This window comes from Deltaproteobacteria bacterium, assembly GCA_019309545.1.
Taxonomy (GTDB): domain Bacteria; phylum Desulfobacterota; class Desulfobaccia; order Desulfobaccales; family Desulfobaccaceae; genus Desulfobacca_B.
On record JAFDGA010000025.1, the window covers coordinates 1 to 14,456 of the forward strand.

Annotated in this window: 12 protein-coding genes and 2 tRNA genes; 3 read left to right on the forward strand and 11 right to left on the reverse strand. The window is 52.3% G+C overall.

Going from position 1 to position 14,456, the window contains the following annotated elements; genetic code table 11:
- A partial coding sequence (locus JRG72_08695; protein MBW2135292.1) for a tyrosine-type recombinase/integrase occupies window positions 1-354 on the forward strand: 354 nt, incomplete at its 5' end.
- Window positions 355-358: 4 nt separating this feature from the next.
- Here JRG72_08695 and JRG72_08700 read toward each other — a convergent pair.
- From JRG72_08700 to JRG72_08720, 5 genes are all read right to left on the reverse strand, one after another.
- Window positions 359-432: transfer RNA gene (locus tag JRG72_08700), tRNA-Arg, on the reverse strand.
- Between the two features lie 205 nt (window positions 433-637).
- Window positions 638-2,014, reverse strand: a complete 1,377-nt coding sequence (locus tag JRG72_08705) for an amidophosphoribosyltransferase (protein ID MBW2135293.1) — start codon at window positions 2,012-2,014, stop codon at window positions 638-640.
- Between the two features lie 67 nt (window positions 2,015-2,081).
- Window positions 2,082-5,282: a carbamoyl-phosphate synthase large subunit gene (gene carB, locus JRG72_08710; GenBank protein MBW2135294.1), complete on the reverse strand. Its 3,201-nt coding sequence runs from the start codon at window positions 5,280-5,282 to the stop codon at window positions 2,082-2,084.
- A 211-nt stretch (window positions 5,283-5,493) separates the two neighbouring features.
- Complete coding sequence (locus JRG72_08715; GenBank protein MBW2135295.1) at window positions 5,494-5,883, reverse strand: hypothetical protein; 390 nt, start codon at window positions 5,881-5,883, stop codon at window positions 5,494-5,496.
- A gap of 13 nt (window positions 5,884-5,896) precedes the next feature.
- Entirely contained in the window at window positions 5,897-6,823 is a 927-nt protein-coding gene (locus JRG72_08720) for a carbohydrate kinase family protein (protein ID MBW2135296.1), read from the reverse strand.
- A 136-nt stretch (window positions 6,824-6,959) separates the two neighbouring features.
- Here JRG72_08720 and JRG72_08725 point away from each other — a divergent pair.
- Window positions 6,960-7,034, forward strand: a tRNA-Val gene (locus JRG72_08725).
- A 321-nt stretch (window positions 7,035-7,355) separates the two neighbouring features.
- A complete protein-coding gene (locus tag JRG72_08730; protein ID MBW2135297.1) occupies window positions 7,356-7,937 on the forward strand; it encodes a PAS domain-containing protein in 582 nt (193 codons plus the stop codon).
- Between the two features lie 93 nt (window positions 7,938-8,030).
- Here the strand turns inward: JRG72_08730 and JRG72_08735 are convergent, their stop codons facing one another.
- From JRG72_08735 to JRG72_08760, 6 genes are all read right to left on the reverse strand, one after another.
- Entirely contained in the window at window positions 8,031-8,951 is a 921-nt protein-coding gene (locus tag JRG72_08735; protein MBW2135298.1) for an MBL fold metallo-hydrolase, read from the reverse strand.
- A 326-nt stretch (window positions 8,952-9,277) separates the two neighbouring features.
- On the reverse strand, window positions 9,278-10,525 hold the full coding sequence (rho, locus tag JRG72_08740; protein MBW2135299.1) for a transcription termination factor Rho: 1,248 nt from the start codon (window positions 10,523-10,525) through the stop codon (window positions 9,278-9,280).
- 490 nt (window positions 10,526-11,015) lie between these two features.
- Window positions 11,016-11,618 carry a dephospho-CoA kinase gene (locus tag JRG72_08745; GenBank protein MBW2135300.1) on the reverse strand — a complete coding sequence of 201 codons (603 nt, stop codon included), beginning with the start codon at window positions 11,616-11,618 and terminating at the stop codon, window positions 11,016-11,018.
- Window positions 11,606-12,574, reverse strand: a complete 969-nt coding sequence (locus JRG72_08750; protein MBW2135301.1) for an RluA family pseudouridine synthase — start codon at window positions 12,572-12,574, stop codon at window positions 11,606-11,608. The genes JRG72_08745 and JRG72_08750 overlap by 13 nt, the downstream gene beginning before the upstream one ends.
- Window positions 12,571-13,599, reverse strand: coding sequence for a TRAM domain-containing protein (locus JRG72_08755; GenBank protein ID MBW2135302.1), 1,029 nt, complete (start codon window positions 13,597-13,599; stop codon window positions 12,571-12,573). Before JRG72_08755 ends, JRG72_08750 begins: the two co-directional genes overlap by 4 nt.
- Before the next feature lie 208 nt (window positions 13,600-13,807).
- Entirely contained in the window at window positions 13,808-14,299 is a 492-nt protein-coding gene (locus JRG72_08760; GenBank protein ID MBW2135303.1) for a CarD family transcriptional regulator, read from the reverse strand.
- Window positions 14,300-14,456 lie beyond the last annotated feature (157 nt).

The following is a 14,456-nucleotide window of genomic DNA, read 5'->3' on the forward strand; positions in this document are numbered from 1 at the left end:
GCCCTTAAATATGCCTGGGAACAGCGGGATAAAAACAGCCCTTACGTTTTCACTAACCCCAGGACAGGAAAAGCTTACGACTACCGAGACAAGTTTATAGCTACGGCCTGCAAGCGCCTGGGCATCCCTAAGATCAACTATCACGACTTTCGCCACCACACAGCATCCACCCTAGCCCAGAAGGGCGCTTCACTGACTGACATTCAGAAGATTCTTGGCCATGAGCGCGCCACGACAACCGACCACTACTTGCAATCTCTGGGAGAATCGGTTCGCCGAGCAATGGGATTGCTGGAGCAAGATACGACTGAAAGCACGACTAAAGAAAAAGAGGCGGTTGAGCATAAAAGCTAACCGGCGCGCCCAGAAGGATTCGAACCTCCGACACACGGATTCGTAGTCCGTTGCTCTGTCCAGCTGAGCTATGGGCGCGCATTGAAAATTATTCTAATATTACAAGCCCATATCTATATTTATTTAATATATTAAATCAGCAAGGAAAAATCAATGGATTTTCCCGATTGCCTAAGGATGATATGGGCCCTAATCTTAACATCCTGACAATTAGATTTAATTAACTGACTCCATTGATCAAATTCTCAAGCCTTTCATCCCTACATTACAAATTTTGGTTGCTTCAGGCCTCCATGGGGCGGATGCCATTGAAACACTTTAGGCACAAATTATCACTGGGGAGGCCCAGGGCCCCTACAAAGGCATCAAGGCTGTTGTATTTGACTGAGTCGGCGCCGATCTGATCCGCCACCCAGGTTTCTAAGGCTCGCAATTGCGCCATGGAGACGATGTCTCCCTGGTTGAGATAGTGCCGGGCCAAGAGTTCTTCGTAGCTGCGGGTGGCAATGCCGAAATCGCAAGGATACATCAGCGGTGGGCAGGAAACCCGGACATGCACTGCTTTGGCACCGGCTTTTTTTAGATCCCGAACTTTATGAAAAATCTGGGTACCCCGGACAATGGAATCATCGCACAGCACAATACGCTGCCCCTTAATGGAACGATGTAGGATGGATAGCTTGCGCTTGGCCATCTCCTCCCGAGCTATCTGGGTCGATTGGGTATAACTCCGGTCAGCATAGCGATTATACAAAAATACTTCCTGGTAGTTAAGCTTGGAGTGCCGGTGATAGCCGATGGCGTGGCCGACGCCGGACATGGGCACCGGGGCCACCAGGTCGGCTTCCAACCCGCCTTCTTCAGCGTCTCGTTGGGCCAATCGGGCGCCCAAATTGTTCCGGGCTTCCTGAACGTAAACTCCTTCAATAATGGAGTCGATGCTGGCGGTATAGGCCCATTCAAAGGCGCAATGGGCCCGGCGGGGCGAAGGCAGCTGTTTCAAGGTCGAGAATCCCTGGTCATTGAGAAGGACGATCTCCCCAGGCTTTACATCACGCCACACTTCCAGATCGAGGTTATGAAGGGCCCGGGACTCGGAGCTGACGGCAAATTTTCCCGGACTGTGCCCCAAGATCAGGGGGCGGAAGCCATAAACATCTCGGGCGGCATAGATGCCGGATTCGGTTAATACTAACAGGGAGTAAGCTCCCTTGACCTTATCAGCCAGAGCCGAGATACCGGCCACCGGATCGTCGGCCTCCAGGATAATTTTGGAAATGATCTCCACATCATAGCCTTCCGGAAAGGCTTTTCCCCGGGCCATCATCTCTTTAATCAGTTCCGGGGCATTGATGATATTGCCGCTGAAGGCCACGGCGATTTCTCCCAGGCGGCATTGCCAGCGGACCGGTTGCCGCTCTTTGAGGCTGACATGACCGATGCCGAAGTTGCCTTTTAAATAGTTGATGTCCTGATCGGTAATGGTGTTTAGCACCTTGCCGTAATGGGTAATCTGGTAGATACGGCCCTCAAAAGTGGCTATGCCGCAGTACTCCTGCCCACGATGTTGCAACAGGTCGATGCCCTGGTAAATCTCACGGACACACGGGGTGGTGGAGTACAAACCAAATACCCCACAATTGTCCCGGACTGACTTCATGTTTGTTTCCTTCTAAAATCAACGTTAATTTAACAGGCTTCAGGTTTATAGGCCTTTATTTCAGAAATTACTTGATATCCTGATGGTAACTTTGCAGTGCCCGGACCTGGCCGCGGCCCTGGCGGTAGGCTGAGATGCCTCGGGCCGCGGCCAGGGCCCCGGCCAGCGTGGTAATATAAGGAATCCTATATTTAATGGCATTTTTACGGATATAGGAGTCGTCATATTTACTCAGTTTACCGCTGGGGGTATTGATGATCAGATCAATCTCCTGGCTTTTGATGCCATCGACAATATGTGGACGGCCCTCGTGGACTTTAAGAATAGGTTCGGACTCGATTCCCTGCTCGGCCAGAAATTTATGCGTCCCTTCGGTGGCCCTGAGCTTGAACCCCAACCGTTTAAACTGCCGGGCGACCTCCAACACTGCCGGCCGGTCGGTCTCACACACGGTAATCAGTACCGTGCCTTGGATGGGCAGCGCCGGCTGGGCCGCCTCCTGGGCCTTGAAAAAGGCCAGGCCGAAGGAATCAGCCAAGCCCAGAACCTCCCCGGTGGAGCGCATCTCCGGTCCCAGCAACGGGTCCACTTCGGGAAACATATTAAAGGGGAACACTGCCTCTTTGACCCCGTAGTGGGGGACGGATTGGGGCCGGATATTGAGATCAGCCAGTTTGTGGTTCAACATGATCTGGGTGGCAATGCGGGCCATGGGGATATTACAGACTTTAGAGACCAGGGGCACGGTGCGGGAGGCCCGGGGATTGGCCTCGAGGATAAACACCGTATCTTCGACAATAGCATACTGTATATTCATCAGACCCACGACCTTTAATTCGACCCCGATTTTCCGGGTATAATCATGAATGGTTTCCAGGTGTTTGGCCGGGATGCTGATGGGCGGGATAACGCAGGCCGAGTCACCGGAGTGAACCCCGGCCAGTTCAATGTGTTCCATGACCGCCGGGACAAAGGCATCGGTGCCGTCGGCGACGGCATCGGCTTCGGCCTCAATAGCATTTTCCAGAAACTTGTCTATCAGGATGGGCCGCTCCGGACTGACCTCCACCGCCGCATTGACATAATGCTGGAGCATCTCTTCATCGTGGATTACTTCCATGGCCCGGCCGCCCAGCACATAGGAGGGTCTGACCATTAAAGGATAACCGATTCGCTCCGCCACCTGCAGGGCTTCTGCCAGGTTGTGGGCCATCCCTGATTCCGGATGGGGGATGCCCAGTTCGCGCATCATCTGCCGGAAACGGTCGCGATCCTCGGCCAAGTCGATGACGTCCGGAGTGGTGCCGATGATTCTGACCCCGGCGGCGGCCAGTTCATTGGCAATATTAAGCGGGGTCTGCCCCCCAAACTGGACGATTACCCCTTCGGGCTGCTCTTTCTCATAGATGCTCAAGACATCCTCTACGGTGAGCGGTTCAAAATAGAGCTTATCCGAGGTGTCGTAATCGGTGGACACGGTCTCCGGGTTGCAGTTAACCATGATCGACTCAAAACCTTCATCCCGGATGGCAAAGGCAGCATGCACACAGCAATAATCGAACTCGATCCCTTGGCCGATGCGGTTGGGGCCACCCCCCAGCACCATGATCTTGCGTCTGGAACTAGTTTCAACTTGATCAGAGGCATTATAGGTGGAATAATAGTAAGCGGCATTTTCCACCCCGCTGACCGGCACCGCCTCCCAGCCTTGCACCACGCCCTGGGACTGGCGTTGAGCTCTGATCTGCGGCTCGGGAATACCCAGCAGTTGGGATAGATAGAGATCGCTAAAACCGTCTTTCTTGGCTTGCCGGAGCAGGGCGTCGGGTAAGTCCCGTCCCTTGTACTGCAGAATGATTTCCTCCAGATCAACCAATTCCTTCATCTGTTGAATAAACCAGGGTTTGATATAGGTCTTTTCATAAAGGGTGTCAATGCCGGCACCTTGCCGCAGTGCTTCATACATGATAAACTGCCGCTCACTGGTAGGCTCGGCCAAAAGCTCCAGGAGCGCCTCGAGGGGCTGGTGATGAAAATCCTTGGCGAAGCCCAAACCGTAGCGGCCGATTTCCAGGGAGCGGATGGCCTTCTGGAAGGCCTCTTTATATGTCTTGCCGATGCTCATGACTTCGCCCACGGCCCGCATCTGGGTGCCCAGTTTATCTTCCGCGCCCTCGAATTTTTCAAAGGCCCAACGGGCAAACTTGACCACCACATAATCGCCCCAGGGGATATATTTGTCCAAGGTGCCTTCCCGCCAGTAAGGAATCTCGTCTAAAGTCAGGCCTCCGGCCAGCATGGCCGAAATCAGCGCGATGGGGAAACCGGTAGCCTTGGAAGCCAGGGCCGAGGAACGCGAAGTACGGGGGTTGATCTCAATGACCACCACCCGACCGGTCTGGGGGTCATGCGCAAACTGAATATTGGTGCCACCGATCACCCTGATGGCTTCGACAATATCATAGGAATGTTGTTGCAGGCGCTGCTGCAGTTCCGGAGCAATGGTGAGCATGGGCGCGGTGCAGAAAGAATCACCGGTATGGATCCCCATGGGATCGACGTTCTCGATAAAGCAGACCGTAATCATCTGATTTTTGGCATCACGCACCACCTCCAGCTCTAATTCCTCCCAGCCCAGGACCGATTCCTCCACCAGAATCTGACCTACCAGGCTGGCCGTTATGCCGCGGGCGGCGATGAGTCGCAGTTCTTCCAGATTGTAAACCAGCCCGCCGCCGGTACCTCCCAGGGTGTAGGCCGGGCGGATGACCAGCGGATAACCCAACTCATCAGCGATGCGCTCCGCCTCCTCGACGCTAAACGCCGGTTGACTGCGGGGCATGTCAATGCCCAAGCGGTTCATGGTGTCCTTGAAGGCGATGCGGTCTTCGCCCCGCTGGATGGCATCGACTTCCACGCCGATGACCTTGACCCCATATTGCTCAAGCACCCCGGACCGCGCCAGTTCGGCGGACAGATTGAGGGCCGACTGGCCGCCCAGGTTGGGCAGGAGGGCATCCGGCCTTTCCTGTTTAATGATCTCTACCATGGTGGACAGGTTAAGGGGCTCGATATAAGTCCGGTCCGCCATCCCCGGATCGGTCATGATGGTCGCCGGATTGGAGTTGACCAGGACGATTTCATAACCTAATTGTCTCAGGGCCTTGCAGGCTTGGGTCCCGGAATAGTCAAATTCGCAGGCCTGACCGATGACGATTGGCCCGGAACCAATGATCATTACTTTTTTGATATCATCACGTCTGGGCATTACAGATTTCCTTAATCTATACTTGAGTAAATGGACGACTACTTAGTATAACTTAATTTCAGTCTGGGGGAATATTAGGCAAGGGCTAGTACCATGTCAAGATCAAAACCGGATCCGGGGAAGGGCAATGGTGACCTGGCCAGCAGCGATATAGATAAACCTGTTTATTCCACTTTGTGGTCAAATTTGCTGTTTGGAACTAATAATCTGCTCAGGCAAAAGCGGCCTCATCATCGGGTCCGAGGCGGTAATATTGCTCAATAATCTCCAACCAGTCGGCCAGAGCCAGGCCGGTATTGAAAAACTCGCACTCCAGAGGCGAGGGGCTGCATTCATCCACCACGGTTTCCGCCGTGACCAGACAGACCGGCCATCCCGGGATGCCTGGCGGCACTCCGCACTGCTCGTTGATTCGATAGACCAGAAAGGCCCGCTCATCACAGGAGATCAGATACTTATACCCCTCAAATTCCAGGGGCAGCTTCTGGCCGAAAATGCCCAACCGGCGAAACAGGTCCTGAATCTGGCGGAACAGCCGAGGGGGCGAATCCTCCGGTGCAGGCTGCTCTGTTACTGAATTTTTGCTAATAACATCCTTCATCTAAGTCCCTGGCTTAATTGAAATTGGCCCGGTGACGGGCCCAAAAATCTTCTATAGTAAAATGGTGCTCCTGGGTGCCGTGATACTCTACCGCGTAACTGGCGCAGGTGGCCCCCAGGCGGGCGGCGTCGGCCAGACTGTGACCCAACACCAGGCCCTTGATCAGACCGGCCCGAAAGGCGTCCCCGGCCCCGGTGGGGTCCACCACTTTGGCTGCCTTAGCCGCCAAAATCTGCACCTCCTGAGCCCGGCTGATAACCATGGAGCCCTTTTCTCCATGGGTGGTGATAATTGCTCCAGTTCTTTGGAGCAGTTCGGCTTTATCTAAGCCGGTGGTCTTGATGATCATCTCCAGTTCATAATCATTGGAGATCAACAGACCGGAACCGGTGATCATTTCGCTCAACTGTTTTTTGGACCACTGCGGCAGGGATTGTCCCGGATCAAAGATATAGCGCACCCGGCGTTCTTTATAGATTCTGGTATAAGTGAGCATATCCTCCAGGTTGCCGGGAGCCACAATGGCCAGGGCCTGCGATGGTTTGACCCCGTCAAATTGAAATAGGGAAGGATATTTCATTGCTCCGGGGTTAAATCCGGTGATCTGATTGTCGGATTGATCGGTGGTGATATAGGCCCCGGCCGTAAATTCCTCCGGAATAGACCGAATCCCGACCAGCGGCAGCCCCAGTCGGCGCAGCCGGTCCTCATAGCGGTCAAAGTCATGACCGGCGGTGGCCAGAATCACTGGCCGCTCGCCCAGCAGGGCCAAGTTATAAGCGATATTGCCAGCAGTGCCACCAAACTTCTCGATCAGCCCATTGACCATAAAGCAGACGTTAAGGATATGGATTTTTTCCGGCAGGATATGGTCGGCAAATTTGCCGGGGAAATCCATGATCCGATCATAGGCCAGGGATCCGGAAATGAATATCTGCATGTCCTCTCCTTAAAGATGGGCCGGAAACCGCAATCAATTGAACCATTGTAACGCAAGGCCCTTGGGTGTGGCAACCCCTTTGATGAGAAAATCTATTGACGAACAGGGTCAAAACCGATATAAAAAAATTATTCACAGGCACGTAGCTCAGGGGGAGAGCACTACCTTGACGCGGTAGGGGTCACGAGTTCAAATCTCGTCGTGCCTACCAGGAAAATCAAGGGGTTATGGCTGGAGCTGTAGCCCCTTTTTGGTTGCCGATTAGTTGCTTCCCGCATCCACCAAGGAAGGCCTTGATCAGCCGGCCTGTTTAAGAATCTCCCACCGCTAAAACTGCAGCATCTGGTGGCCATTCATTATTGAACTAAAGTTTGAAATCACTTATACTTAGAGGCTATTTGCTTAACCTTTTAGTTCTTAGTGACAAAACCTGTTTTACAACAACCTGCGGTTGTGGTAATTAAACTAGGACTTCCGTTAAAGATAATTCATCCGTCTAACTGCTCAGCCAAAATCCTAATTAGGAGTTGCAATGACAGCCGAGGCCGAGATTCTTGACCGCCTGCCGTTTGCCATCTTTCAGGTGGATCAGGATGAGCGGATAACATATTGCAATCTTGCTGCCGTAGAGCTTTTGGGGCCAACCGACGCGGAGGTGACAGGTAAATTTTACCATGAATTATCAGAATCTTTTTTCAAGGCAATCGAGCCGGAGGGGGTCGACAAAATCCGTTATTACTGCAATCTGGCCTTGAAAAATGGTCAGTCCTCGGAAACCGTGGTGAATGGGAAAGAAGGCAAACCCATCTACTGCTGGTTCATCCCCCTATCTGACCCTCAGACCCAGACTAGGGTAGTAGTTTTGGTCCTGGGAGTACTCAGCATCCGCCATACGATCTCGGTTAAACAATTTGGTCGGGAACGCCTGGAGATAGCCAGCCGCCTGACCCATCAACTAAATCAACCGCTGCAGATTATTCTGGGTTACATTAGTCTGATGTTAATGGATCTGGGCCCAGACCAGCCGCATTACAGTTTTCTCAATAAGATGTTGGAACAGGTGGAAGAATTCAACAAGATTATTCAAAAACTCAACCACCTTACCAGGGATTGAGCAAGCCTCCTAAGGGGCAGAACTCGACGGAGGGTGAGATCGCCGGTTCCATCAGGGCCGTGCCCCTGGAGACGAAGACTGTTCTACCGCCTATCAGCCGATAATTAATTTGGTGCCTACACAACTTACCATAAAATTTTCCGGGAAAGCGGTAGCCAAGGCTGTTAAGGCGCGAAAACCGGTGCAATGCCCGGCAAAAATAAGGTCAGGATTTATTTCCTGCAAGCCCTGGATAGTATTATTGATTAATTGGTCACCGCCGGCAGTCAAGTGGAAGCCGCCAATGACAGCGGCGATGTGATCCACCCCGGTCAATTTCTGGGCATATTTCACCATATTGACAATACCGGGATGGGAACAACCGCCGATTACCACCAGCCCTTTGCCCGCCACCTTGATCACCAAGGCCTGCTCATCAACAAAAGTATCGTGTTCTTCCTGACCCTGGACGATGCGTTTGGCTCCGGGCAGCGGGGTTTCATAAGGAACGCTGGCCTCCACCGTACCGGTGATCAGAGCCTGCCCATTGATCAGGGTCGGTCCGGTGTTTTCGTGCAGCTCGGCCCCGGCGGCCTCCAGCTTGTCTCGCTCCAGGGTCCAGGGACCGATCCGGCCGCGGGGAGTGATAAGCAGTTTGGGATAATAACAGTCCGGGTGCAGGTAGACCGGTAGGGGTTTTTGACGCCGGTTCAGCAGTTCCAAAAGACCGCCATAATGATCAGGATGGCCATGGCTTAGAAAAACCGCATCGACTTCATCTACCGGCCGCTCTAATGCTTCAAGATTATTGAATAATACCAGGGGGGAGTTGGCGGTATCCATCAAGATGCGGGTCTGTTGCTGGTCTTGGTGTAAAGTGATCAACAGCGACAGTCCGTGGGCCGCCATGACGGGTTTCTTGAGGCGGCCCAAAATCACTCGTTCGACCTGGCCGGGGCGTGAAGCTTCGAACACATCGATGAAGTTGTCTACGATAATCTCAATGTTAACGGCATTAAGCTCCGGAATTTCCATAGCTTCCCCTCCTTTCGGCAGCCTGGCAATTGACTAATCAAACTTTCTGACAGCAGGCTACCCGCTCATTACCCGGTTGTCAAGGGTTAGGTAACGGGCAGTGAGACAGACAGACCTATCAGCCTGAAATTAATCAAAATAAATACAGCGCTAGTGAGCCCCCCGGAATTACTAAAAATCTGACTGTAACCCAGGGATAAGATGGAAAGGATCAGAGGTCTTGATTATGAAGGCAGTCAATTATTTGTCATTTCATTTAATCCGGCAGTATCGAATAGAACTCGGTTGTGGCCCGGCCCGGGGTGGGCAGAGGCGCAGAGGCGAGATTAACGGCTCATGGAAGCCAAGAATTCGGCGTTATTTTTGGTGCCTCGCATCTTTTCCAGCAAAAATTCCATACTATCTACCGGACTCAACGGGGCCAACAGCTTCCGCAAAATCCAGATGCGGTTCAGATCATCGGGCGGCACCAGCAATTCTTCTTTGCGGGTTCCGGAGCGATTGATATCAATGGATGGGAATATCCGTTTTTCGGTGAGCTTGCGGTCCAGCAGAATCTCCATGTTGCCGGTACCCTTAAATTCCTCAAAGATCACTTCATCCATGCGGCTGCCGGTGTCAATCAGGGCAGTGGCAATAATGGTCAGACTGCCGCCTTCTTCAATGTTCCGGGCGGCGCCAAAGAAGCGTTTGGGCTTGTGCAAGGCATTGGAATCCACTCCACCCGAGAGGATTTTACCGCTGGGGGGAACTACCGTATTATAAGCCCGGGCCAGCCGGGTGATGGAATCGAGCAGAATAACTACATCTCGCTTGTGCTCCACCAAACGCTTGGCCTTTTCTAGAACCATCTCCGCCACTTGGACGTGACGCTGGGCCTGTTCGTCGAAGGTGGAACTGACCACCTCGGCCTTGACCGAGCGTTGCATATCGGTCACTTCTTCGGGCCGTTCGTCGATCAACAGCACGATCAGGATGACCTTGGGGTGGTTGCGGACGATACTGTTGGCAATATTTTGCAGCAACATAGTCTTGCCGGTACGCGGGGCCGCGACGATCAGCCCTCTTTGACCTTTGCCGATCGGGGTCATCAGGTCCATGATGCGGGCTGAATAGTTGTCCGGGTCAGTCTCCAGGCGAAGCGATTTATTGGGATATAGTGGGGTCAGGTTATCGAACAGGATCTTTTCCCGGGAGGCTTCCGGATCTTCAAAATTGACCGATTCAACTTTGAGGAGAGCGAAATAACGCTCCCCATCCTTGGGAGGCCGGACCTGGCCTGACACCGTGTCACCGGTGCACAGATTAAACCGTCGGATCTGAGAAGGCGAAACATAGATATCGTCAGGTCCGGGCAGATAGTTATATCCTGGCGAGCGCAAAAAACCGAAGCCATCCGGTAAGACTTCGAGAACTCCTTCTCCATAAATATAGCCGTTCTTTTCCGTCTGGGCCTGAAGGATGGCAAAGATCAGCTCCTGTTTACGCATGGCCGCCGCGCCTTCGACGTGGAACTCCCGTGCCAGGCTGGCCAACTCGCCGATTTTTTTGTTTTTTAAGGCTGCGAGATTCATCACTTCCTCTTTTGCTAACATATTCTCTTCTCTTTTGTTAATCTAATGGCTAACAATATATTCCTCCTTCTTAAGCCCTTGCTGTTCTTAGAAGCATGACGGCATTAGGGATGGCAGGAGGCCGGTCAGACTTCCCATCTATCTATGGCCGTGATTATCGCCGCTAAAACGAAAAATTTTAACTGCTCTTGCTCCATTCGATGAGAACGGATGAAACTTTTTACTCTGAACGCCAGCGCCCTTAAGACCAAACCGCGTCAGATGCCAATACCGGATAAGATTATTACATAAGTATCAACAAACTTTGGCAACAGTCATGGGAGCCACGTAAATTGGGGGTTTAGTCTGGCCGATTGCCTGCTTTATCAGATAACATCATGAATACTTATGGGGAATAGGACTTGATCGATTATTTATTTCTTCGTTCGGTTAGAAACCAAAATTCCGTAAGGAAGGTTAATTCGCAAATTAAACATTTTAATTTTTTTTGTCAAGCATAATCGGTTTTAATTTTTTTTAATAACATTATAACCTTTTGGCGTAATTCCTGGAGCGAACCACGATTATCGATCAGGTAGTCAGCCCGCCGGATTTTTTCCGGCAACGGGACTTGAGCCTTAATAATACCCTCGATCTGGGAGCGATCCCGCCGGTCCCGATCCTGCAAACGGCGGACTTGGGTTTCCCTGTCGGTATAGACCACGATCACCAAATCATAGGCCGACTCCAGCCCTAGTTCAAAGAGCAGCGGGACTTCCACTACTACAAAGGGCTCTCCCTGGGCCTCAAACTGTTTCAGCCGCCGTTTTATCTCTCGGGTGATCCAGGGGTGCACCAACTCGTTCAGATGTTGCCGCTCAGCGGGATGAGCAAATACCCGCCGGGCCAGATTTTCCCGGTCCAGAGTACCATCGGCATTAAAGACCTCAGTGCCGAAGGCCTCTTGAATCAAGCGGGCGGCAGGCTGCCCTGGGGCCACCACCTGCCGGGCCACTTCATCAGCATCAATAACCGCTACCCCCAGGTCACGGAGATATTGCGCCACCGTACTCTTGCCCGAGGCCACGCCGCCGGTCAGGGCTATCTTGAACATTTAGGATGCAGTTCCAGGAAATCCACCACCGCTCGAAAATCTGTCGGCAATTCCGCTTCCAAAGTTAAACTTTTTCCGGTCCGGGGATGATTTAAAGTTAATTTCCAGGCGTGCAGTAATTGTCGCGACACTAGGGTCTTAAGCCTTGAAAGCATTGCTGGCAGTGATGACAACCGGCGGGCCCCGCCGCCGTAGGTCCGATCCCCGACGACCGGATGCCCGATGGCGGCCAGATGAACCCGAATCTGATGGGTCCGACCGGTATGCAATTGTAATTCCACTAGGGCCAGAGGGCCGGGGTAATGCTGCAGGCGTCGCCAGGAAGTATGTGCCTCACGTCCCCGGCGCGCATGCACAGACATCTTTTGCCGGACCCGGGGATGCCGCCCGATCGTTTCTACGATCTCACCGTGCGGTTCCGAAAGGTGCCCCCAGACCAAGGCCAGGTAAAACTTGGATAATTGGCGTTGCTTGAACTGGCTTACCAAGGACTGATGCGCCAGATCGGTCTTGGCCACTATCATTAGGCCGCTGGTCTCCTTATCCAGGCGATGTACCAGTCCGGGCCGTTGGACATCGCCGACCCCCGTCAGGTTGGGGCAATGATGGAGGATGGCATGAACCAGGGTTCCGGTTCGATGTCCGGCTCCGGGATGGACCACCAACCCAGGGGGTTTGTTAATGACCAGCAGATCCTGATCCTCAAATAATATGTCCAGGGGGATGGGCTCCGGAACCAGAGAGGATTTTTCCGGGGCCGGCATCTCCACTACCAGCCGATCACCAGACTGAACCCGATAATCAGCCGGACGGCTGGCTTCATTAACCTGGACCAAGCCACTTTTAATCCATTTCTGTAGACGGGCTCGGGAAATATTGAGCAAGTGACGGGTCAGAATCTGGTCTAATCGGAGCCCTTGCTCAGCAGCGGCGACCGTCAGGGCAACCCGGGTCATTTAGAATGATATGCTTCCGAGACCGGACTACCATCTTTGATTTCGGTGAAAATCATCCGGCCGGCAGTGGTCTGGAGCACACTGGTGACGGAAACCTCGACGTCTTTGCCGATATAGCGGCGGGCATTTTCTATTACCACCATGGTGCCGTCATCCATATAAGCCACGCCTTGGCCCTGGGATTTGCCCTCCCGCAGGATATGAACATGTAAGATTTCTCCGGGTAACACCGCAGGCTTCAGGGCGTTGGCTAACTGATTGATATTCAACACCTCGATGCCTTGCAAGTCCGCCACCTTATTCAGATTGAAATCATTGGTCAAGATCTTGGCGTGCATCTTGAGGGCCAGCTCAATAAGCTTGGAGTCAACCGTGGTCTTAGAGACCCCGTCGTCGGTGAATTCTACCCGCACCCGACTGTTTTTCTGGATGCGTTTCAAGATATCCAGACCGCGGCGGCCGCGGCTGCGTTTCAAATTGTCCGCCGAATCGGCAATATATTGTAATTCTTCTAACACAAACTTAGGAACGATAAAAGTGCCTTCAATAAACCCGGTCTCACAGATGTCGGCGATGCGCCCATCAATGATTACACTGGTATCCAGAATTTTGGGCTGATAGCGGAGATTTTTACTCTCTTCCAGAAAGGGAGGGGTGGTGACCTCAGCCATTTTCTTTCCTCCCAGCACCAACCCGATATAGCCGAAGATAGCTGAAAAGGAGATATAGATAGGGATTTGCAGGAAGGAATGGTCCAGGTATTTCTCGAAAGGGTAACTGGCTAGCTTGGCTATGCCCAAGCCGATGAACAGGCCCAGGGTGCCCCCCAAGATAATCTTTAACGGCACCCGTTTGATTACCTGCTCTAACTGTAAAGTGAGCAAGGCGATCACTAGGCCGGCCAACGCCCCGACCCAACCGGCCCATCCCAGATGGCTAAATTGAGGTATCTGGCTGCCGATCAGATAGCCGCTGACAGAACAGATGGTCCCCAACACCACCCCGACCAGAATTTTGTAACCCACTTTAAATTCACCTCATTTCCGGGTTAACAATTCGGGGGGAGCCTCACACAACAACCAATTTATTCCTTAACCTGAAGCTGCCCGGCTCCAGGAATCAACCGAAGTCTTTTCATCACCGGCTGTGCTTAGCCAACTGTTGGTGTAGGAAACCGGCCTCTTAAACCGATTAGTATCATTGGGCCGCTGCTGGGATTATCTTTGGAAAAAATTAAATTTCTGGAATATCAAGAAGTTTCCGAATATCCGCTTCGATCTCAAGTTCATCTTTTTTTCTGGCAATGGAGAGTTCCTTTACCAGCAGATTCTTAGCCGTATCCAACATCTTGCGCTCGCCAAAGGACAGGTCCTTGTCAAACTTCAGGAGTGACAGGTCCCGCAGCACTTCAGCCACCTGAAACAGCGATCCGGTTTTGATTTTTTCCATATAATCCCGATAACGGCGATTCCAGGTCTGATGTTCTACCACCCGCTTCCGGGAGCCGAGGATTTCATAGATGCGCGCCACGGCTTGGGGATCAATAATACCTCGCAAACCTACCGCTTTGGCATTTCGGGTTGGGATCATGATGATCATATTGTTTTCCAAGATCCGCATGACATAAAATTTTTGGCTATTTCCCGAGATCTCTTTATCTTCGATTGATTCTATCACCCCCACCCCATGTGCCGGATATACGGCAAGATCCCCTGTTTCAAACATGGTCTTACTCCTTATCATTGCTTCTATTTAATACTAACATAGCGTCCCAGAAAGTGCAAGTTTATTTCCGGCGGTTTTCCGGTCATTTCCGTTGATGGTCCAGTCGGTTGGGAAAATTCATTGCCGATAATCACTTGCTGTGGTATGGTAGTTTTAT